Below are 21560 nucleotides of genomic sequence, written 5' to 3'. Positions count from 1 at the left end.
CAGATGCGCCGCACCGCGGCAAAACTGCGGCGCGGGTCGAAGGAGTGATCGAAGGCCGTGATCGAGAGCATCGATCGGAGGCGGCGGCCGAGAGCCGCCTCCGGGGTCGTTCGCGCGGCGGCCTACGCGCCGGCGCCGCGGTCGAGGACGATCACCGCGCGGCGGTTCTGCGACCAGCAGGAGATGTCGTTGCACACCGCCACCGGCCGCTCCTTGCCGTACGACACGGTCCGCATCCGGCTCGCCGCGATGCCGCGGGTGGCGAGGTAGTCGTTCACCGCCTGGGCCCGGCGGGCGCCGAGGGAGAAGTTGTACTCGCGGGTGCCGCGCTCGTCGGCGTGGCCCTCGATGATGAAGGTGTAGCGCGGGTAGCGCTGCAGCCACGCGGCCTGCTTGTCGAGGGTCGCGGTCGCGGTCGGCGTCAGGTCGGTGGAGTCCGACTCGAAGAAGACCCGGTCGCCGATATTGACGACGAAGTCCTGCGCGCTGCCCGGGGTGGCGGCGCCAGCCCCGAAGGCGGAGGCGTCGGCGAGGTCCTTGTCGTTGCTGCAGGCGCCCAGGCCGAGGGCGGCGACGAGCGCGAGGCCGAGGGCGGCGGCGCGGAAACGCTGGGGCATGGTCTGAAAAACTCCTCGAGCGGTGCCGAAGGCCGGCTGCTGGTCTTCGAGGCGGGTCCGCGTATTCCTGGCGCCGTTGGTAGGCGGGGTTGGTTAAGCGACGGTTCCGCCGGGCGGCGCGGGGGCGTGGTGACGGTCCGCACCGATCGACGGCGTGCGCTGACGCACCCGGACGCGCCCGGAATGCGGCGGCGGCGGGGCGGCGGGCCGCGACGCGCCATTTCGGCCGCTCCGGTTGCGGCGCTGCAACAGGCGCCGGGCCTCCGCCGGTAACGGTCGCGGGCCGGGCTTTAAGAGATCCTCAACCCTATCGGCCCCTTATCGGCGGGCCGAAGACCGGACTTCCCGCATGCGCCCCGCCCAGAGCGTCCTCATCGTCGAGGACAGCTACCTGCTCCTCGAGATCGTCGCGAGCCTGTGCGAGACGCACGGCATCCGGGTGATCGAAGCCTCGACGGGCGAGGCCGCGCTGACCGTCCTGCGCGACCGGGGCGCGGCGATCGACTGGCTGTTCACCGACATCCACCTGCCCGGACTGATCGACGGCTGGACGGTGGCCCACGCCTTCCGGGCGATCCATCCGGACCGGCCGGTGGTCTACACCTCGACCGACACGCACGGCCGCAGCGGTGTGCCGGGCAGCCTGTTCCTGCGCAAGCCCTTCCAGATGCAGGAGGTCAACCGCCTGGTCCGGATGATGGTCGAGGGTCTGGGCGAGGCTGGCTCCGACAGCCGGCTCTGCGCGGCGGGCTGAGTCACGGACCCTTCCGGGCGGGACCGTCGTCGCGCGCCGCGAAGCGACCCGGGACGCCGCGGCGCCCGGAGGCGGCCTCAGCCGCCCCGGAACAGCGCGACGATCTCCGGCGCGGCGAGCCACGCCTCGACCCGCGGGCAGGCGAGATCCCCGGGGGGCATCGCGTCGTAGAGGGCGAAGCTCGCCGCGACGAAGCCCGGCAGGTCGTAGAGCACCGGGAAGTCGTCGCCCCGCGGCTTGGTCTTGAACAGGTACGAGCCGGTCAGGCCGAAATGCTCGGCGATGGGCGGGTAGATCGGCCAGACCACGTCCTGGGCCAGCTCGTCGCCGAGGTAATCCTCGATCTCCACGGGCTCGGGCGTGAGCCCGTTCTCCTGCAGCAGCCGCCTCGCGATGTCGCCGAGGACGTGGACCTTGGGATGGTTCATCAGGTGCATGAAGGCGCCGCGGCGCGCCCAGCGGGTCACCTCGCGCTCCAGCCCGAAACCCAGGGCGTCGGCCGCGCCGACGAGCTCGCGCACCGCCGGGTCCCAGTGGTCGAGGTAGCCCAGGCGGGCGAACACGTCCTCGCGGAACAGGGCGGCCGTGCGGCCGGCATCGAGGCCGAGCCGGTGGGCGGTGACGACGATCGCCGAGTGGTACTGGCCCAGCGGCGACGGCGTCAGCTTCAGCGCGGCGAGGTCCGAGGCCTGCCCGACATAGACCATGTCCGGGTGGAAGGCCGAGAACACGATCGACGGGAACAGCTTGAGCCGCGGGTCGGCCGCGCGCACAGTGGCGGCGTCGCCGCCGGGGATCAGCCCGGCCGGGAAGGCCTGCGAGAAGACGTGGTCGTGGGCGCGCAGGGTCCGGATCAAGCCGTCGACATGGCCGTGGTCGCGCTTCAGCGAGCCCATGGGCAGGTAACGGACCGGGCTCTTCGGCGCGAGCAGGCGCATGGCCCGGGCGATGCCCCGGGCCTGGCAATTGCCCAGCACCGCGATGCTCGGCCCGTCACGGGTCGTGGCGGTGCGGGCGCGGTTCCGCCATGGTGTCGCCCAGGTGGGGGCCCAACGGGTAGGCGTCCAATCGGTCGCCGAGCGGGTGAACGCGCTGCGGGCGCGCCGGGGCAGGTCGTTCAGGGCCACGTCGCGTGCCGGTGTCAGCGGACGGAACAGCGCCCCCGAGGGCCTGCCGCCGTCGTGAAGAAGAGGGTTCGAAGATGGCGTTGAATCCGTATACGGGTCTACCGGCCGAGCGATTCTGGCGCAAGGTCGTCACCAACGTGCCGCCCTTCGCGGTCAATCCGCACCCGAAGGACACGTTCGTGATCGGACCGACCGACAAGGTCGCCACCGGCGGCTCGTGCTTCGCCCAGCGGGTGGCCGAGGCGGTGCGCGGCGCCGGGTTCAACTACTATCTGACCGAGCCGCCGACCCCCGGCATGAGCGCCGAGGAGGCCAATGCCCGCCAGTTCGGCACGTTCTCGGCGCGCTACGGCAACCTCTACTACACGCGCCAGTTCGTGCAGCTGTTCGACCGGGCCTACGGCACGTTCGAGCCGGAGCTGAAGGCGTGGCTGCGCGACGACGGCCGCTACGTCGACCCGTTCCGCCCGACCGTCGAGCCGGCGGGCTTCGCCAGCGAGGCCGAGGTGGTCGCGGCGCGCGACGCGCACCTCGCCGAGGTGCGCCGCCTGTTCGAGACGCTCGACGTGTTCGTGCTGACGCTCGGCCTCACCGAGGGCTGGCGCTGGCGGGCCGACGGCGCGGCGCTGCCGCTCGCCCCCGGTGTCGCGGGCGGCACGTTCGACCCCGCGCTCTACGAGTGCGTGAATGCCGGCGCGGGCGAGGTGCTCGGTGACCTCAACGGCTTCCTCGACCGGCTCTGGAGCGTGAACCCGAAGGCGCGGGTGATTTTCACGGTCTCGCCGGTACCGATGATCGCCACCTACATGGACCGGCACGTGATGGAGTCGAACAGCTACTCCAAGTCGGTGCTGCGGGTGGCGGCCGGCGAGGTGGTCGGCCGCGGCGACCCGCGGGCGGTCTACTTCCCCGCCTACGACATCGTCACGAGCAACGTGAATGCCGGGCGCTACTACAACGAGGACCAGCGCACCATCAACGACGCGGGCGTGCGCCACGTCATGCGCCTGTTCCTGGCGACCTTCGCCCGCGACCGGGTCTCGCCGGCGCCGACCCACGCCCCCGTCGACCTCGCGGCCGAGTTCGAGGGCAATGCCGGCGTGATCTGCGACGAGGAGGAGATCGAGCGCAGCGTGGCGTGACGGGGGGCCGAGATCGTCACCGGAGCGGCCGCGGCCATCGGGCGGCCTGCATCGTCTTCACGAGCGTAGCGAAGTGACCCAGTGTAACGCGACATCGACAGTCGTGGCGCTGCCTGGATTGCTTCGCTCCGCTCGCAAAGACGGCAACGCTCCGAAGATCCCGCCGGGCAACCGCTCGAGCCCTTCGCGACCGTCACGGCGGCCGGGGCGATCCCGCGTTTGCCTCCAGCCCGGCCTTTCGGGCAAGCTCGGCCGCCCGGGCGCTCGCGCCTATCGGAGACGAATCCCTTGAGCCTGCCCCCGCCCCGCCGCGCCGACCACGACATCGATCCGGTCTTCGTGAAGCGGCACTCGCCCCGCGCCTTCACGGGCGAGGCCGTGCCCGAATCCGAGCTGATGCGGATGATCGAGGCGGCGCGCTGGTCGCCCTCCGCCTACAACTCGCAGCCCTGGCGCTTCCTCTACGCGCTCCGGGGCGACGCCCACTGGGACACGTTCTTCGACCTGCTGGTGCCCGGCAATCAGAAATGGGTGTCCGGCACCGGCGCGATCCTGTTCCTCGTCTCGAACGGGCTCATGAAGGTCGGCGACGAGCTGAAGCCCTCCTACAGCCACTCCTTCGACGCCGGCACCGCCTCGCTGGCCTTCCAGCTCCAGGCGATCCACCAGGGCTGGCACGCCCACGGCATGGTCGGGTTCGACCACGTCCGCGCGCCCGCGGTGCTGCGTCTGCCCGAGAACCACCGGATCGAGGCCGCCTTCGCGGTCGGCCGCAAGACGCCCGAGGCGGACCTCACCGAGGAGCAGCGGCCCCGCGAGACCCCGAACGGCCGCCGGCCGATCACCGACTTCACCATCGCGGGACCGTTCCCGCAGGCCGCCGGCTGAGACGGGCCGGAACCCGCTCGGACGGCCGGGGATTGGCTCCGCATCGCGACGCCGTCGCAGGTCCGTGGGCGCAGGCCCACGGGCTCGACCCGGGCCGGCAGGGGGCCGCCGCCCCGCGCCTCCTGTCCGCCCTCCGACGCTTCGGGAGCTGGCTCATGGATCCGTCCGACACCGCCGCGTCCGACCCGTTCCGGGATGACGGGCCGTTCGACCCCGTCCCCGGGCTGCAGACCGTCGCCGACCGCCACGGGGTCAGCCCGGACGCGGTGCGCCACCTGGTCCGGGCCCTCGAGCGTGGCCACGGCACGATGGCGCAGTTCGACCATCCCGATCTCGGCGGGATGGGGCAGTGGTTTTCCGGCGGGATGGTGATGGTCGGCCGGATGTTCGACGACGCGCTGAAGGCGCGGGTCGACGCGCTCTGCACCGAGCTGGCCGGGGCGCTCCCCGCGGGGGGCTTCTCGGAGGCCGCGCCCGCGGCGCGGCGCGGCGGCGGCGGCGAGTGGTGGCCGGCCGGCCTCGGGGATCCGGCCAGCACCGGCGCGCAGGACGGGCTGCGCTACGCCTATTTCCCGGACAGCCGGCGGCTCGCCGTCGACGCGGGGTCCGGGGTCGCGCTGTACGATACCGGCGAGCACCGCATCACCGGAGTTTCCCAGGCGAACGGCAGCCTCGGCTTCACGGGACCGTCCGGGGCCGTCGCCCTCGACCGCCTGCGTCGGATCGAGGCGGAGGTCGCGGCGCCGCGCCAAGCGGACCCGGGCCGAGCGGACCCGGCCGAGATCCCGGCGAAGGCCGCCCCCGCCGCTTCGCCGGCCGCTGCGGCTGCCCCTTCGGCGGCCCCGGACCGGTCGTCTCCGGACGCGATCCTCGCGACCATCGAGCGGCTGGCCGACCTGCACGCGCGCGGCGTGCTCACCGACGCGGAGTTCGCGACCAAGAAGACGGAGCTGCTGGCCCGGCTGTGAGGGGCGCCCGGTCGCCGTACCCGCCGGCCCCGTCCCGAGGCGCGGAGGCCTCGCGGGATGCGGGCGCGGATCGGACCCTGCCGGGTCCGGACGGCCTCAGGCGATGCCGACGCGCAGCAGGTCGTGGACGTGCACGATGCCGACCGGCCGGCCGTCGGTGACGGCGAAGACCGCCGTGATCAGCCGGCGGTTCATCAGCTCCAGCGCGGCCTGGGCCAGCTTGTGCGGCTCCACGGTCACCGGGTCGCGGGTCATGACGGTCGAGACCGGCGTGTCGAGGAGCGCCGGACCCATGTGGCGGCGCAGATCGCCGTCCGTGACGATGCCGACGAGGCGGCCGGCCGCGTCCGTGACGCCGACGCAGCCGTAGCGTCGCGCCGCGATCTCGATCATCACCTCGGACATGAGGGCGGTCTCGTGCACCAGCGGCATGTCCTGGGGCCCGTGCATCACCTGCTGCACGGTCCTGAGGCGGGCCGCGAGGGTGCCGCCCGGATGCAGGGTGTGGAAGCGCGCCGAGGTGAAGCCGCGCCGCTCCAGGAGCGCCACCGCCAGGGCGTCGCCCAGCGCCAGCTGGATCAGGCTGGAGGAGGTCGGCGCGAGGTCGTGCGGGCAGGATTCCCGCACGCGGGGCAGTTCCAGCAGCACGTCGGCGGCCTTGCCCAGGGTGCTCTCGCCGTTGCGGGTGATCGCCACCAGAGGGATCGAGAACCGGCGGCTGAAGCCGACGAGGTCGGACAGTTCCGCGGTCTCCCCCGACCACGACAGCGCGATGATGACGTCGTCCCGGGCGATCATCCCGAGGTCGCCGTGGCTCGCCTCGGTCGGGTGGACGAAGAAGGCGTGCGTGCCGGTGGAGGCCAGCGTCGCGGCGATCTTGCGCCCGACATGCCCGCTCTTGCCGATGCCGCTGACGATGACGCGGCCCTTGCTCTGCAGGATGGTCTGCACCGCCTCCTCGAAGGCCGCGCCGAGCCGGCCCTGGAAGGCGGCGCTCGCCTCCTGCAGGGCCGCGATGCCGAGTTGGAGGCTGCGGATCCCGAGGTCGCGGGTGGTGGCGAGATGCGCCGACGGCGCGTCGTAGCGGTCGTCGCGCAGGGCGCTGGAGGCGGGAGCGTTCATCGTGTCCGTTCTTGACCCGTCGACCGGATCCGGCACCGGGGGCCGGAATCGGGGAGCGGCGCAGCGAGGCGTCTCCGGCGACGCTAGGCAGCCGTCGTGGTTGAAATGTGACGCGGGGACGACGCAGCGCCGCACGCCGGTTGAAGGCGCGGCCGCCGGGGTCCATGCTCCCGGCACGCCACCCCGCGCGCCGTCCCGCGCCGCGGGCCCCAGGAGGGCAAGAGCCCCATGACCATCCGCTTCCCCGACCCCGATCCCGCGATCCTCGCCCGCCGCGAGGCGATCCTGGCCGGCCTCGCGCCCCTGGTCGCGCCGGAGGCGCTGGTGGTCAGCGAGGACGAGCGTCGGGCCTTCGAGACCGACGGGCTCACCGCCTACCGGCAGATGCCGCTCGCCGTGGTGCTGCCCTCCACCACCGCGGAGGTCGCCGCCGTGATGGCCTACTGCCACGCCAACGGCGTGCGGGTCGTGCCCCGGGGCGCCGGCACCTCGCTCGCGGGCGGCGCCATCGCGCAGGCCGACGCGATCATCCTCGGCGTCGGCAAGATGACCCAGGTCCTCGACATGGACTTCGCCAACCGCACCGCCCGGGTGCAGAGCGGCATCACCAATCTGGCGATCTCCGGGGCGGTCAGCCACGAGGGCTTCTTCTACGCTCCCGACCCGTCGAGCCAGCTCGCCTGCACGATCGCCGGAAACATCGCGATGAATTCGGGCGGCGCGCACTGCCTGAAATACGGCGTGACCACCAACAACCTGCTCGGCGTCACCCTGGTGCTCAACGACGGCACCGTGGTGGAGATCGGTGGCCAGCACCTCGACAGCGGCGGCTACGACCTGCTCGGCCTCGTCTGCGGCTCGGAGGGGCAGCTCGGCATCGTCACCGAGGCGACCGTGCGGATCCTGCGCGCCGCCGAGGGCGCGCGCCCGGTGCTGGTCGGCTTCTCGAAGGTCGAGGATGCGGGCGACTGCGTCGCGGCGATCATCGCGGCCGGGATCATCCCGGTGGCGATCGAGTACATGGACCGCGAGGCGATCCTCATCACCGAGGACTTCGCCCAGGCCGGCTACCCGCGCGACGCCGAGGCGATGCTGATCATCGAGGTCGAGGGCTCGGACGCCGAGTGCGACGCGATGCTGGCCCGGATCGAGACGATCGCCCGGGATTTCCGCCCGACCAGCCTGCGCGTCTCGCGCTCGGAGGCGGAATCGGCCGCGATCTGGAAGGGCCGCAAGTCGGCCTTCGGCGCCACCGGCCGGATCTCCGACTACATCTGCATGGACGGGACGATCCCCACCGGCCAGCTCGGGCCGGTGCTGGAGCGGATCGGCGCCATCTGCGCCGAGAAGGGCCTGCGCGTCGCCAACGTGTTCCACGCGGGCGACGGCAATCTGCACCCGCTGATCCTGTTCGACATCAACACGCCCGGCGAATTGCAGAAGGCCGAGGCCGCGGGCGACGAGATCCTGAAGCTCTGCGTCGAGGTCGGCGGCTGCCTCACCGGCGAGCACGGGGTCGGCATCGAGAAGCGTGAGTTGATGCGCTTCCAGTACGACCAGGTCGATCTCGAGCAGCAGATGCGGGTCAAGGCGGTGTTCGATCCGGACTGGATGCTGAACCCCGCCAAGGTGTTCCCGCTGGACGGGCGCCTCGCGGCCTGAGCCGCGCCGCACGAGGGGTCCGGCCGAGAGCTTGGCCGAGAGCCCGGCCAAGAGGTCTGGCGAACAAGTCCGGACCGGTGCGGGTGCGATCGTCTCCGATCGCACGCCCCCGTCCGGGCCTCGCGGCCGCGCTCAGGCGGCCTCGACCTTGCGGCTCGCCCGGGTCTTGGTCGCGGCGGTCTTGCGGCGACCGGAGGCAGGGGCGGAGGCGGGGGCGGCAGCCTCCTCCTCGGCGGCGGCCTTGTCGGACGCCGGGGACCGGCCCGGCTGGCCGAGGCCGAGGCTCTTGGCGAGCGCCGAGCGCTGCGCTGAGTAGTTCGCCGAAGTGGTCGGGTAATCGGCCGGCAGGCCGTAGCGCTCGCGGTAGGTCTGCGGATCGAGACCGTGCTTGGTCAGGTGACGCTTCAGCGTCTTGTACGACTTCCCGTCGATGAAGCTGACCAGCCCGTCGGGGCGGATCGACTTGCGGATCTGGGCGGGCGTCGGCCGCTCGACGCTCTCGGTCGCCGGAGCGACGGGGCCGGCCCCGATCGTGTTCAGCGCCTCGTGGATGCTCGCGATCAGGGCCGGCAATTCGGCCGAGGGCAGCGAGTTGTTGGAAACGTAGGCCGCGACGACGTCCACGGTCCGCTCGATGAAATCCAATTGCGATGTCGGCGCAGCTTCTGACATTCTCTCGTTCCTCGGCACAAATGCCTGATGGGATCCCCACTTTCGCGAGTTAAGTCAGCGTCCGAAAAATGCAAGCCGCGCCATACAATTATCTGTGATGAGACCGAAGTCTAACTCTGCATCACGCGGCGAGGCTTACAGGGTATGGTTGCATTGGCGCCACTTAATGGACACTTCTGAGAGGCTTTATCGGTGTCCGCCCGGCGAATGCTAGTCGCTTCCTCGAAGCGGGTTTTCGCAACCGGCAGAGACCTTTACCCCCGGGTCAGGGGCCGGCTCTAGACGGTCGTATACGATTGCCGCCCGGTCGTGCGGGCACAATGCGCAATCTTCGTACAGTTGTGCGAGCGCGGGGCGAGGCCCTGCGTCATTTTCGCAACCCGCGCGGCCTCAGGCGAAAGTCTTGCGCGGATCGAAGGCGTCCCGCACGGCCTCGCCGGCGAAGACGAGCAGGCTCAACATCACGGCGATGACCAGGAAACCGGTCAATCCGAGCCACGGCGCGGTCAGATTGTCCTTGCCCTGCGCGAGAAGCTCTCCGAGGGACGGCGAGCCCGGCGGCAGGCCGAAGCCGAGGAAGTCGAGCGAGGTCAGGGTGGTGATCGAGCCGTTCAGGATGAACGGCAGGAAGGTCAGCGTCGCCACCATGGCGTTCGGCAGCAGGTGGACCGTCATGATCCGGATATTCGACAGCCCCAGCGCCCGGGCCGCCCGGACATACTCGAAGTTCCGCGCCCGCAGGAACTCGGCGCGCACCACGCTCACCAGCGCGACCCAGGAGAACAGCAGCATGATCCCGAGCAGGACGAAGAAGCCCGGGGCGATGAAGGCCGAGATGATGATGATCAGGTAGAGGGTCGGGATGCCGCCCCAGACCTCGATGAAGCGCTGGAAGGCGAGATCGACCCAGCCGCCGAAATAGCCCTGCACGGCCCCCGCGATGACCCCGATCACCGACGAGACCGCGGCCAGGATCAGACCGAACAGGACCGAGATGCGGAAGCCGTAGATCACCCGCGCCAGCACGTCCCGCGTGGTGTTGTCGGTGCCGAGCCAGTGCTGGGGAATGTCCGCGCAGGTCGAGCCGCCGAGCTTCTCGGCGACGGGCTTGCACTGCGCGTCCGTGAGCATCCAGGTCGGCGGCGACGGCGACGGCGTCGGCAGGTCCTCGTTGATCGTGTCGTACGCGTACGGGATCGGCGGCCACAGCGCCCAGCCGTTCGCCGCGATCTCCCGGCGGATCTCGGGGGAGCGGTAGTCGGTCGTGGCGAGGAAGCCGCCGAACTTCTCCTCCGGATAGTCGACCAGGACCGGGACCAGCCACTCGCCCTTGTAGGACATCACGATCGGGCGGTCGTTGGCGATGAACTCCGCGAACAGGCTGAGCACGAACAGGACCGTGAAGATCACGAACGATCCGTAGCCGAGCCGGTTGCAGCGGAAATTGTCGAGGCGGCGCCGGTTGAGCGGCGACAGCCGGGCGCGCCGGCCGGCGGCCCCGGGCAGGACCGGCGGCGGCGCGCCCTCGTCCGGCCGCAGGACCAGCGGCTGGGCGCCGGGCATCGGCGCGGGCACGACCTCGCTGTCGCCGGGACGCGTGACCTCGTTCATCCGTGCTGCCTCCCGAGCCGCGTCGCGCGCGCGCCGGCCGCCCCGATATCCGGGCGGCCCCGCGACCGGTCGGCCGCGGGACGGAGGCCGGGAACGCTCAGCCGTCGAGCCGGGTCGCGGTGCCGTCGATCTCGGTGGGACGCAGGTTGCCGCTGCGCTCCAGCCAGCGGCGCAGCAGCCGGACGTTGCGGCGGTTGGCCTTGAAGGCGGCGTCGAACAGGTCGCCCGCCACCGGCACGGCGCCGATCAGCCCGTCGAAGGCCACGTTCAGGCCCATCCGGGCCACCAGCCAGCGCGGCGCCCCGAGGCGCTTCGCCTCGTAGACGATGAAGGACGAGATCACCATGCCGGCCAGGTCGCCGATCACCGGCACGAGGCCGATCAGCGCGTCGAACCCGACCCGCCGGTTGATGCCCGGGATGACGAAGGCGGTGTCCATCAGGTGGGCCAGCGTCTCCAGCCGGGCGAGGCTCGCCTCCCGTCCGAGATCCGCCGACAGGTAGGGGGGCCGGGTGCCGGCGCGGGTCTCGCCCCCGGGGAAGGTCTCGGCACGGGCGAAACGCCCGGCCTGGGCAGCCTGGGTGAAGTCCATGGTCGGGATCCGTCGGGAAGCCATCGTCCCCAACGATGTGGCCCCCCGCCCGGATCCCCGCAAGGACGGCGCCCGCTCGGCGCGCGCGGTCCGCCGTGATGCCCGCCGTGATGCCCGTCGTGCTGCCCGTCGTGCTGCCCGTCGTGCTGCCCGTCATGCCGTCCCTCGAGCCGACCCTCATGCCCCGGCCCCCGGGAGCCCGCGCATGCGGTCGAGCGCCGCATCCAGGGTCGCGTCGTCCTTGGCGAAGCAGAGCCGGACGAGGCCGCGCACGGAGGCGTCCGGGTAGAAGGCGCTCACGGGGATCGCCGCGACGCCGTGACGGGTGACCAGGGCCTCGCAGAAGGCCACGTCGTCGGCGTGGCCGCGGGCGGCGATGTCGATGTTGAGGAACCACGTGGCCCGGGCCGGCAGCACGGTGAAGCCGAGCCCGCGCAGGCCGTCCGCGAGCCGGTCGCGGGACCGGGCGTAGCCGGCGCGCATCGCCTCGAACCACGGGGCCGGCTTGCCCAGCCCGTAGGCCACCGCCTCCTGGAGGTTCGGGGGCGTCGTGAAGGTCAGGAACTGGTGCGCCTTGGCGAGCCCGCGCATCAGCCGGGCATCGGCCATCACGAAGCCGACCTTCCAGCCGGTGAGGGAGAAGATCTTGCCGGCCGAGCCGATCTTGACGGTCCGCTCCCGCATCCCGGGCAGCGCCATCAGCGGCCGGTGGCGCGCGCCGTCGAACACCACGTGCTCCCAGACCTCGTCGCAGAGGGCGGTCACGTCGAAGCGCTGGCAGTAGCGGGCGAGCAGGTCGAGGTCCTCGGGCGCGAACAGGGTGGCGCTCGGGTTGAGGGGGTTGTTCAGCACCACGACCCGGGTCCGCGCCCCGAAAGCCTCCGCGAGCGCGGCCTCGTCGAGGCGGAAGGCCGGGGGCCGGAGCGCCACGGTCCGCGGCACGCCGCCCGCCCGCCGGACCAGGGGCAGGTAGGCGTCGTACATGGGCGCGAACAGCACGACCTCGTCGCCGGGCTCGATCAGCGCCAGGAGCGCGCCGGCCAGGGCCTCGGTCGCCCCGGAGGTGACCATCACCTCGGTCTCCGGGTCGAGGGCGAGGCCCTGGTGCTGCGCGTAATGGGCGGCGACCGCCTCGCGCAGGGCCGGCAGGCCCATCATCGGCGGGTACTGGTTCCAGCCGTCCAGGAGCGCCCGCGCGCCCCGCTCGCGGACATCCGCCGGCCCGGCATCGTCCGGGAATCCCTGGCCGAGATTGATCGCACCGTGGACCCGAGCGAGACGCGACATGGTCTCGAACACGGTCGTGGGCAGCGCGTCGAAGATGGGGTTGATGACGGCGGACCTCATGCGGCGCGGCACGGGGTACGGCACGCGGCGCCGGGCATCGAGAAAGTCGGCATGGCGGGTCTCGGCATCGCCGGCCTGTAACATGGCCGTCGCGCGTTGCGGAATGTGCGCGGTCGCACAGACCCGGCCTCCGGCGCGCCGGGGCCTGCTGACGAATGTTGACATTCATCACCCGTCTCTTAGGTTCGGATCACGGCCGGAGCGGCGCACACGCCGATGGAGCTTCGCCCCCTCGCTCCGTCAGCGGGGCGCCGCTCCGGTCCCCAGAAGGGCCATCGACTTGCGGGTCGGTGGCCCTTTCGGCATGTCCGGACGCGGCCGCACCCGCTCACGCCCCGCTCGCTGGGTCGGCCACCGGATACGACGATGCGGCCCTCCTCACGCGCGTTCCTCGGCTGCCTGGTGCTGGCGCTGCTGGTCGGCGGCCTCGGACTCGGCCTGCGCCGCGCCGTGGCCGTTACCCCGGTCGATCCCGCGTTCCGGGCGGTGCTGCGCGCTTATGCGGTACCGGACGCGTCCGGCGGGCCCCAGCAACACGAGTGAAACGTCGCCGCCCTAGTGACGGCGCATTGGCCGGGCACCGGTGGAGGGCGCCGCGAGGTGCGCGAGCGGCGCGGCCGCGGGTGTCCATGACGCCGCGGTAAGGAGCCGTTCGGGGCCCGGACAGCTTTATGGGCTTACGCTCCCGTACACGGGATCGGAGCCGTCGGGTCCCGCGGGACCGGGCGGCTTCAGGACGGGCTTCCGGGACGCGGCGTTCCGGGGGCGGCATGGGGGCTTGGACAGCGAGGGATAGGGTGCCGCCGGTCGCGCAGACGACCGTCCTGTGCTCTAGTCAGGCATGAACGAGAGTTCACCGATCCGGACCGACACGGCCCGCGCCTACCAGCCCGGCGAGGCGCCCGCGCGCGAGGTCCGGACGCGGCGCTTCCGCCCGATCCGCTGGCTCGTGATCCTGGTGCTGCTCGCCGGCGCCGGGGCGATCGGCCACCGCTGGTACGAGGCCCGCACCGGCAAGGGCGCCGAGCCGGCGACGGCGCATCACACCGGCGGCCACGGTGGCCGGCGCGGCGGGGCCGACATGCCGCAGGCGGTGGGCATCGCCAGCGCCACGACCGGCGACATGCCGGTGGTGCTCCAGGGTCTCGGCACCGTGACGCCGCTCGCCACCGTGACGGTGAAGTCGCAGATCAGCGGCTACCTCACGCAGGTGCAGTTCCGGGAGGGCCAGAACGTGAAGGCGGGCGACGAGCTCGCCCGGATCGATTCCCGCCCCTACGAGGCGCTGCTCGCGCAGTACCAGGGCCAGCTCGCCCGCGACCAGGCGCTGCTCCAGAACTCGAAGCTCGACCTGCAGCGCTACCAGACGCTGAACCGGCAGGACTCGATCTCGAAGCAGAACGTCGACACGCAGGCCGCCCTGGTGAAGCAGAACGAGGGCACGGTCGCGGCCGACCAGGCGCTCGTCGACCAGCAGAAGCTCAACATCGCCTACACGCACATCGTCTCGCCGGTGGACGGCCGCGTCGGCCTGCGCCAGGTCGACCAGGGCAACTACATCTCGGCCGCCTCCACGGCGATCGTGGTGGTGACCCAGCTCCACCCGATCTCGGTGGTGTTCACCCTGCCGGAGGACGACGTGTCGCGGGTGATGCGGCAGGTGCGGGCGGGCGCGAAGCTCACCGTGCGGGCCTACGACCGCGGCGACGCCCACGAGATCGCCACCGGCCGCCTCGACACGGTCGACAACCAGATCGACACGACCACCGGCACGGTGAAGCTGCGCGCGCTGTTCGACAATTCCGACGAGGAGCTGTTCCCGAACCAGTTCGTCAACGCCAAGCTGACCGTCGACACGGTGCGGGGCGCGACGCTGGTGCCGAATTCCAGCCTGCTCCAGGGCACGCCCGGCACCTACGTCTACCTGATGGACGGGGACAGCAAGGTCACGGTCCGGCCGATCAAGACCGGCGAGACTGACGGGACCCACACGGTGGTGGTCTCCGGGCTGAACCCGGGTGACCGCGTCGTCACGGACGGCACCGACCGGCTGAAGGACGGCGCGCCGGTGCGCATCACCGAGGGCGCGCCGGCGGCCGCCGGCGACGGTAAGGCCGCGGCGGCGAAGCCGGACGGCAAGGCTGACGGCAAGGGGGAGGTGAAGCCCGGCGCGCCCGCCGACGCGGCGGCGGATTCCCAAGGGACAGCGGAGGGCGGTCGTCGGCACCGGCGCCGTCAGGCGCAGTGAGGACGGCTCTGGCGCGACGCTCCCTCTCCCCCCTCTGCGGGGGAAGGGATAACGGGAGCGCGTCATGAACCCGTCCCGCCTGTTCATCCTGCGGCCGGTGGCCACGACGCTGCTGATGCTGGCGATCCTGATCGTCGGCGGCGTGTCGTACCTGAACCTGCCGGTCTCGGCGCTGCCGGCGGTCGATTACCCGACGATCCAGGTCCAGACCTTCTATCCCGGCGCCAGCCCCGAGGTGATGACCTCCTCGGTGACGGCGCCGCTGGAGCGGCAGTTCGGCCAGCTCGCCAACCTCAACCAGATGACCTCGCAATCCTCCGCGGGCGCCTCGGTCATCACCCTGCAGTTCAGCCTGGACCTGCCGCTGGACATCGCCGAGCAGCAGGTCCAGGCGGCGATCAACGCCGCCGGCAACCTCCTGCCCTCCGACCTGCCGGCGCCGCCGATCTACGCCAAGGTCAACCCGGCCGACGCGCCGGTCCTGACGCTGGCGCTGACCTCCAAGACCCTGCCGCTCACCCAGGTTCGGGATCTGGCGGAGTCGCGCCTCGCGCAGAAGATCAGCCAGGTGGCGGGCGTCGGCCTCGTGAGCATCTCGGGCGGCCAGCGCCCGGCCGTGCGGGTGCGGTTCAACGCGCGGGCGCTCGCCGCCTACGGGCTCAACATCGACGACCTGCGCACCACCATCACCAACCTCAACGTCAACACGCCGAAGGGCACGATCGACGGGCCGAAGCAGTCCTACGCGATCAACGCCAACGACCAGATCCGCGACCCGAAGGCCTACGACGCGGCGATCATCGCCTACCGCAACGGCGCCCCGGTGATGCTCTCGGAGGTGGCCGACGTGGTCGAGGGGCCGGAGAACACCAAGCTCGGCGCCTGGGCGGACGCGACGCCGGCGGTGATCCTGAACATCCAGCGCCAGCCCGGCGCCAACGTCATCGCGACCGTCGACAAGATCAAGTCGCTGCTGCCGCAGCTCCAGGCGAGCCTGCCGGCCGCCGTCGCGGTGGCGCCGCTCACCGACCGGACCACCACGATCCGCGCCTCCGTGGAGGACGTGCAGTTCGAGCTCGGCCTCGCCATCGCGCTGGTCGTCTTGGTGATCTTCCTGTTCCTGCGCAGCCTGTCGGCGACCCTGATCCCGAGCCTGTCGGTGCCGCTGTCGCTGGTCGGCGCCCTGTCGGTCATGGACCTGTACGGCTTCTCCCTCGACAACCTGTCGCTGATGGCGCTCACCATCGCCACCGGCTTCGTGGTCGACGACGCCATCGTGGTGATCGAGAACATCGCCCGGCACGTGGAGGCGGGCGACTCGCCCCTGGAGGCGGCGCTCAAGGGCTCCCGCGAGATCGGCTTCACCATCATCTCGCTGACCGTCTCGCTGATCGCCGTGCTGATCCCGCTCCTGTTCATGGGCGACGTGGTCGGGCGGCTGTTCCACGAATTCGCCATCACGCTGGCGGCCACGATCATCATCTCGGCGGTGGTCTCGCTGACGCTGGTGCCGATGCTGTGCGCGCGGCTCCTGAAGCACGTCCCGGAAGCCGGCCACCGCCGCCGCGAGGGCGTCCTCTCCCGCCTCGGCCGGCGCGCCGTCGACGGCACGATCGAGTCCTACGGCCGCTCCCTGCGGGTGGTCCTCAACCACCAGGGCCTGACGCTGCTGGTGGCGCTCGGCACGCTCGGGCTCACGATCTACCTGTTCGCGGTGATCCCGAAGGGCTTCTTCCCCGTGCAGGACACGGGCGTCATCCAGGGCATCACCCAGGCCGACCAGTCGGTCTCCTACGCCGCCATGGCCGAGCGCCAGCAGCGGATGGCCGAGATCGTCCTCAAGGACCCGGACGTGGCCAGCCTGTCGTCGTTCATCGGGGTCGACGGCCAGAACGTCACGCTCAATTCCGGCCGGATGCTGATCAACCTGAAGCCCCGGGACGCGCGCACCGCGACGGCCAGCGCGATCATCCGGCGGATCTCGGCAGCGGCGGCCAACCAGCCCGGCATGCGGCTTTACATGCAGCCGGTCCAGGACCTGACCATCGACACGGCGGTCTCGGCGACCCAGTACCAAGTGATCCTGGAGAGCCCGAACATCGACGATTTCGAGACCTGGGTGCCGCGCTTCACCGAGGCGCTGGCGAAGTCGCCCGTGGTGATGGACGTGGCGAGCGACCACCAGGGCCAGGGGCTCGCCGCCTACGTGACCATCGACCGGCCCACCGCCGGCCGCTACGGCATCACCCCGGCCACCATCGACAATGCCCTCTACGACGCTTTCGGCCAGCGGATCATCTCGACGATCTTCACCCAGTCCAACCAGTACCGGGTGATCCTGGAGGCCGACCCGAAGCTGCACACGACGCTCCGCAGCCTCGACGCGATCTACCTGCCCTCCTCCACGGCGACCAACGGGCAGGTGCCGCTCTCGGCGGTCGCGCGGATCAGCGAGCGGCGGGCGCCGCTGCTGATCTCCCATCTCGGCCAGTTCCCGGCCACCACCGTGTCGTTCAACCTCGCCCCCGGCGCGGCGCTGGGGCAGGCGGTCGAGGCGATCGACAAGGTCAAGGCCGAGATCGGCCTGCCGCCCTCGTTCCGGGTGGTGCCGCAGGGCTCGGTCTTCGCCTTCCAATCGGCGCTCGGCAACGAGCTGTTCCTGGTCCTGGCGGCGATCGTGACCGTCTACATCGTGCTGGGCGTGCTCTACGAGAGCTTCATCCACCCGATCACGATCCTCTCGACCCTGCCGTCGGCGGGGATCGGGGCGCTGCTCGGCCTGATGCTGTTCGGCCTGTCGCTCGACATCATCGCGGTGATCGGCATCGTGCTGCTGATCGGCATCGTGAAGAAGAACGCCATCATGATGATCGACTTCGCGCTCCAGGCGGAGCGCGAGGATGGGCTCGAGCCCCGCGAGGCAATCTTCCAGGCCTGCCTGCTGCGCTTCCGGCCGATCCTGATGACGACGCTGGCGGCGCTCTTCGCGGCGGTGCCGCTGATCCTCGGCACCGGCGTCGGCTCCGAGCTGCGCCAGCCGCTCGGCATCTGCATCGCGGGCGGCCTGATCGTCAGCCAGGTGCTGACGCTGTTCACCACGCCGGTGATCTACCTGGCCTTCGACCGGCTGGAGCGGCGGATCTCGGGGCGGCGGGGGCCGGATCTCGCGCCCGGCGAGGCGCTCCCGTGAACATCTCCGAGCCGTTCATCCGGCGGCCGGTGGCGACCACGCTGCTCACGATCGGCGTGCTGCTCGCCGGGCTGTTCGCCTTCCTGAAGCTGCCGGTGGCGCCGCTGCCGCAGATCGACTTCCCGGTGATCCTCGTCCAGGCCCAGATGGCCGGCGCCTCGCCCGACACCATGGCCACCACCGTGGCGGCGCCCCTGGAGCGGCGGCTCGGCGCCATCGCGGACGTCAACGAGATGACGTCCACGAACTCCCTCGGCTCGACCCGGATCGTGCTGCTGTTCGGCCTCAACCGCGACATCGACGGCGCGGCCCGCGACGTCCAGGCCGCCATCAACGCGGCGCGCGCCGACCTGCCCGCCTCGCTCCGGCAGAACCCGACCTACCGGAAGTTCAACCCCGCCGACACGCCGATCATCATCCTCGGCATGACCTCGGAGACGCTGACCCGCGGCCAGGTCTACGATTCCGCCGCCACCGTGGTGCAGCAGAAGCTGTCGCAGCTGCCGGGCGTCGGCAACGTCGATATCGGTGGCTCGTCCCTGCCGGCCGTGCGGGTCGAGCTCGATCCCACGGCCCTGTTCAACTACGGCATCGGCCTCGAGGGCATCCGGGCCGCGCTCGCCTCCGCGAACGCGAACTCGCCCAAGGGCGAGATCGACGCGGGCGACCGCCGCTACCAGCTCTACGCCAACGACCAGGGCCGCAAGGCCGCCGATTACCGCGACATCATCGTGGCCTACCGCAACGGCGCCGCGGTGAAGCTCACCGATGTCGGGCAGGTGCTCGACGGGGTCGAGGACAAGCGCAACCTCGGCATCGTCAACGGCAAGCCGGGCGTGCTGCTGTTCGTCTACAAGCAGCCCGGCGCCAACGTGGTCGAGACCATCAACGCCGTGAAGGAGGCGCTGCCGCAGATCACCGCCTCCCTGCCCGGCGGCATCGACATCAAGCTCACCGGCGATCGCAGCGCCACGATCCGCGCCTCCCTCGCGGCCACCGAGGAGACGCTGCTGGTGGCGGTCGGCCTCGTCATCCTGGTGGTGTACGGCTTCCTGCGCTCCTGGCGGGCCACGCTGATCCCGGCGGTCGCCGTGCCGATCTCGATCGTCGGCACCTTCTCGGCGATGTACCTGCTCGGCTACTCGCTCAACATCCTGTCGCTGACCGCGCTGATCATCGGCACCGGTTTCGTGGTCGACGACGCCATCGTGGTGCTGGAGAACGTCCAGCGGCACATCGAGGAGGGCAAGCCCCGGCTCCAGGCGGCGCTGATCGGCGCGCGGGAGGTCGGGTTCACGGTGATCTCGATGAGCCTGTCACTCATCGCGGTGTTCCTGCCGATCCTGCTGATGGGCGGCCTCGTCGGCCGCATCTTCCAGGAATTTTCGGTGACCCTGTCGCTGTCGATCCTGATTTCCTTGGTGCTCTCGCTCACGACCACGCCGATGATGTGTGCCCGGCTGCTCCGGGCCGAGGGGCATGGCCCCAATGGCGAACCGCCGGCCGGCCGCCGGCCGAACCTGCTGATCCGGATTTTGGAGGGCGGCTTCGCCCGGCTGCTCGGGGCCTACGCGCGGACGCTGGAGGTGGCGCTCGCCCATCCGCGCCTCGTCCTGCTGAGCCTGCTCGCCACGGTCGGGCTCAACGTCTACCTCTACATCATCGTCCCGAAGGGGTTCTTCCCCGAGCAGGATACCGGGCAGATGATGGGCGGCATCCAGGCCGACCAGCGCATCTCGTTCCAGTCGATGGAGAAGAAGCTCACGCAGGCGACCGCGATCGTCGGGGCGGATCCGGCGGTCGAGAGCGTCGTCGGCTTCACGGGCGGCCGCGGCACCAACTCGGCCAACGTCTTCGTCGGCCTGAAGCCGCTCAACGAGCGGGCGCCGATCTCGGCCGTGATGGCGCGGCTGCGGCCGAAGCTCGCGCAGGTCGCGGGCGCGCGCCTCTACGTCTTCCCCCGCCAGGACCTGCAGATGGGCGGCCGCCAGAGCTTCGCCCAGTACCAGTACACCCTCCAGGGCGACACGGCCGAGGAGCTGTTCGCCGCCGCCCCGAAGCTGGTGGCGGCCCTGCAGAAGGACCCGACCTTCGCGGACGTGACCTCGGACCAGCAGGAGGGCGGGTTGGAGAGCCGGGTCGTGATCGACCGGGCGACCGCGTTCCGCTACGGCATCACGCCGAACAAGATCGACAACACCCTCTACGACGCCTTCGGCCAGCGCCAGGTCTCGACGATCTACAACCCGCTGAACCAGTACCACGTCGTGATGGAGATCGCGCCGCGCTACCTGGAAACGCCGGAGACGCTCAAGCAGATCTACGTCTCGACCTCGGGCGGCAACGCGCCGGGCTCGGCCACCACCAACGCGGTCGCCGGCACGGTGGCGGCGGGCGGGACCGTCAACACCAACGCGGCGACCGGCACCAGCAGCCCGGGCAGCGGGTCGTCGGCGAGCGCCGCGACCGGCGTCGCCACGGGCTCCGGCGCCGTCGGCGGCTCGGGCACCGCGGGCGCCGTCGCGGCGGCGGCCGCCGCCGCTTCCGCCAGCACGGCCGACACCGCCTCGAACGCCGCCGCCATCGCGTCCGACTCGGCCCGCAACGCCTCCGCCAACGCCATCGCGGCGAGCAAGGGCGGCGCCTCGTCGAGCGCGCCGGTCTCGGCCGCCAAGGAGACGATGGTGCCGCTCTCGGCCTTCGCGCGGATCGAGCCCGGCAGCGCCCCCGTGCAGGTGAGCCACCAGGGCCTGTTCGTGGCGACCACGATCTCGTTCAACCTCGCCCCGGGCAAGAGCCTGTCGGACGCCACCGACGCCATCGACCGGGCCATGGCCTCCCTGCAGCTGCCCGCCACGATCCACGGCGAGTATGCCGGCGCGGCCAAGAACTACGTCGCCTCCGCGTCGCGCCAGCCGCTGCTGATCCTGGCGGCGATCCTGGCGGTCTACGCGGTGCTGGGGATCCTCTACGAGAGCTTCGTGCACCCGCTGACGATCCTCTCGACCCTGCCCTCGGCCGGCGTCGGCGCGGTGCTGGCCCTGCTGGTGACGGGCACCGACTTCACCATCATCGCGCTGATCGCGGTGTTCCTGCTCATCGGCATCGTGAAGAAGAACGCGATCATGATGATCGACGTGGCGATCGACGCGGAGCGGACCCGGGCCGCGAATCCCGTGGACGCGATCCGCGAGGCCTGTCTCCTGCGCTTCCGGCCGATCATGATGACGACGCTGGCCGCCATGCTCGGCGCCGTGCCGCTGATCCTGGCCAACGGCGAGGGCGCGGAGCTGCGCCGCCCGCTGGGCATCGCCATCGTCGGCGGGCTGATTGTGAGCCAGATCCTGACCCTCTACACCACCCCCGTCGTCTACCTCACCCTCGATCGCCTCCGGCACAGGGTGCTCAACCGGCGCAGGCGCGGCGGGCGGAGCGGAGAAGCGGCGCTGCCGGCCGGAGAGTGATGGTTAAGGTTTCACGTGAAACAGCGGCGGCCGCGATCGCGCGCGGGGGTTCCTCCAACCCACCTCCTCATCCTGAGGTGCCGCGCAGCAGCCTCGAAGGAGGGCTCCAGCCAGGCGCGCGATTCCTGGAGGGCTCCTTCGAGGCCTCCGCTACGC

The 21560-nt window shown here is 71.3% G+C and carries 16 protein-coding genes; 9 read left to right on the top strand and 7 right to left on the bottom strand.

Annotation, left to right across the window (positions count from 1 at the left end; all coding sequences use genetic code 11):
* Positions 1–122: 122 nt before the first annotated feature.
* A complete protein-coding gene (gene pal / locus ACQKQD_RS17260) occupies positions 123–617 on the bottom strand; it encodes a peptidoglycan-associated lipoprotein Pal (RefSeq protein WP_012321252.1) in 495 nt (164 codons plus the stop codon).
* Between the two features lie 349 nt (positions 618–966).
* Here pal and ACQKQD_RS17255 point away from each other — a divergent pair, with 349 nt between their 5' ends.
* On the top strand, positions 967–1371 hold the full coding sequence (locus ACQKQD_RS17255; protein ID WP_056533685.1) for a response regulator: 405 nt from the start codon (positions 967–969) through the stop codon (positions 1369–1371).
* 77 nt (positions 1372–1448) lie between these two features.
* Here the strand turns inward: ACQKQD_RS17255 and ACQKQD_RS17250 are convergent, their stop codons facing one another.
* Positions 1449–2498: a WcbI family polysaccharide biosynthesis putative acetyltransferase gene (locus ACQKQD_RS17250; protein WP_042675849.1), complete on the bottom strand. Its 1050-nt coding sequence runs from the start codon at positions 2496–2498 to the stop codon at positions 1449–1451.
* A 74-nt stretch (positions 2499–2572) separates the two neighbouring features.
* Here ACQKQD_RS17250 and ACQKQD_RS17245 point away from each other — a divergent pair, with 74 nt between their 5' ends.
* From ACQKQD_RS17245 to ACQKQD_RS17235, 3 genes are all read left to right on the top strand, one after another.
* The gene (locus tag ACQKQD_RS17245; protein WP_042675851.1) at positions 2573–3640 is read left to right on the top strand and encodes a GSCFA domain-containing protein; all 1068 of its coding nucleotides are present in this window, start codon (positions 2573–2575) and stop codon (positions 3638–3640) included.
* A 288-nt stretch (positions 3641–3928) separates the two neighbouring features.
* The gene (locus ACQKQD_RS17240; RefSeq protein WP_020094016.1) at positions 3929–4528 is read left to right on the top strand and encodes a nitroreductase family protein; all 600 of its coding nucleotides are present in this window, start codon (positions 3929–3931) and stop codon (positions 4526–4528) included.
* A gap of 155 nt (positions 4529–4683) precedes the next feature.
* Positions 4684–5496, top strand: a complete 813-nt coding sequence (locus ACQKQD_RS17235; protein ID WP_427508976.1) for an SHOCT domain-containing protein — start codon at positions 4684–4686, stop codon at positions 5494–5496.
* A gap of 96 nt (positions 5497–5592) precedes the next feature.
* Here ACQKQD_RS17235 and ACQKQD_RS17230 read toward each other — a convergent pair whose 3' ends face one another.
* Positions 5593–6618, bottom strand: a complete 1026-nt coding sequence (locus ACQKQD_RS17230; RefSeq protein WP_056533680.1) for a KpsF/GutQ family sugar-phosphate isomerase — start codon at positions 6616–6618, stop codon at positions 5593–5595.
* A 228-nt stretch (positions 6619–6846) separates the two neighbouring features.
* Between ACQKQD_RS17230 and ACQKQD_RS17225 the strand changes: the two genes are divergently transcribed.
* On the top strand, positions 6847–8280 hold the full coding sequence (locus tag ACQKQD_RS17225; RefSeq protein WP_020094019.1) for an FAD-linked oxidase C-terminal domain-containing protein: 1434 nt from the start codon (positions 6847–6849) through the stop codon (positions 8278–8280).
* Positions 8281–8412: 132 nt separating this feature from the next.
* Here ACQKQD_RS17225 and ACQKQD_RS17220 read toward each other — a convergent pair whose 3' ends face one another.
* The 4 genes from ACQKQD_RS17220 to ACQKQD_RS17205 all read right to left on the bottom strand — a co-directional run bounded on the left by ACQKQD_RS17220 (position 8413) and on the right by ACQKQD_RS17205 (position 12502).
* The gene (locus ACQKQD_RS17220) at positions 8413–8952 is read right to left on the bottom strand and encodes a MucR family transcriptional regulator (RefSeq protein WP_091926972.1); all 540 of its coding nucleotides are present in this window, start codon (positions 8950–8952) and stop codon (positions 8413–8415) included.
* A 390-nt stretch (positions 8953–9342) separates the two neighbouring features.
* Complete coding sequence (locus ACQKQD_RS17215) at positions 9343–10563, bottom strand: ABC transporter permease (RefSeq protein WP_427508975.1); 1221 nt, start codon at positions 10561–10563, stop codon at positions 9343–9345.
* Between the two features lie 97 nt (positions 10564–10660).
* Positions 10661–11155: a DUF4112 domain-containing protein gene (locus tag ACQKQD_RS17210; protein ID WP_020094022.1), complete on the bottom strand. Its 495-nt coding sequence runs from the start codon at positions 11153–11155 to the stop codon at positions 10661–10663.
* A 177-nt stretch (positions 11156–11332) separates the two neighbouring features.
* On the bottom strand, positions 11333–12502 hold the full coding sequence (locus ACQKQD_RS17205) for an aminotransferase (RefSeq protein ID WP_427509015.1): 1170 nt from the start codon (positions 12500–12502) through the stop codon (positions 11333–11335).
* Positions 12503–12868: 366 nt separating this feature from the next.
* On the opposite strand from ACQKQD_RS17205, the gene ACQKQD_RS17200 reads away from it, so the two are divergent.
* The 4 genes from ACQKQD_RS17200 to ACQKQD_RS17185 all read left to right on the top strand — a co-directional run bounded on the left by ACQKQD_RS17200 (position 12869) and on the right by ACQKQD_RS17185 (position 21404).
* The gene (locus tag ACQKQD_RS17200) at positions 12869–13045 is read left to right on the top strand and encodes a hypothetical protein (RefSeq protein WP_165923183.1); all 177 of its coding nucleotides are present in this window, start codon (positions 12869–12871) and stop codon (positions 13043–13045) included.
* 298 nt (positions 13046–13343) lie between these two features.
* Positions 13344–14750 (top strand): MdtA/MuxA family multidrug efflux RND transporter periplasmic adaptor subunit, encoded by a 1407-nt coding sequence (locus tag ACQKQD_RS17195; protein WP_427508974.1) that lies wholly within the window; start codon positions 13344–13346, stop codon positions 14748–14750.
* Between the two features lie 64 nt (positions 14751–14814).
* Positions 14815–17940, top strand: coding sequence for an MdtB/MuxB family multidrug efflux RND transporter permease subunit (locus tag ACQKQD_RS17190; protein WP_427508973.1), 3126 nt, complete (start codon positions 14815–14817; stop codon positions 17938–17940).
* Complete coding sequence (locus tag ACQKQD_RS17185) at positions 17937–21404, top strand: efflux RND transporter permease subunit (protein ID WP_020094027.1); 3468 nt, start codon at positions 17937–17939, stop codon at positions 21402–21404. The genes ACQKQD_RS17190 and ACQKQD_RS17185 overlap by 4 nt, the downstream gene beginning before the upstream one ends.
* Positions 21405–21560: the final 156 nt, after the last annotated feature.

Origin of the sequence: Methylobacterium sp. NPDC080182 (assembly GCF_050281105.1) — a bacterium.
GTDB lineage: Bacteria > Pseudomonadota > Alphaproteobacteria > Rhizobiales > Beijerinckiaceae > Methylobacterium.
This window is presented reverse-complemented; position numbering and strand designations above follow the sequence as displayed.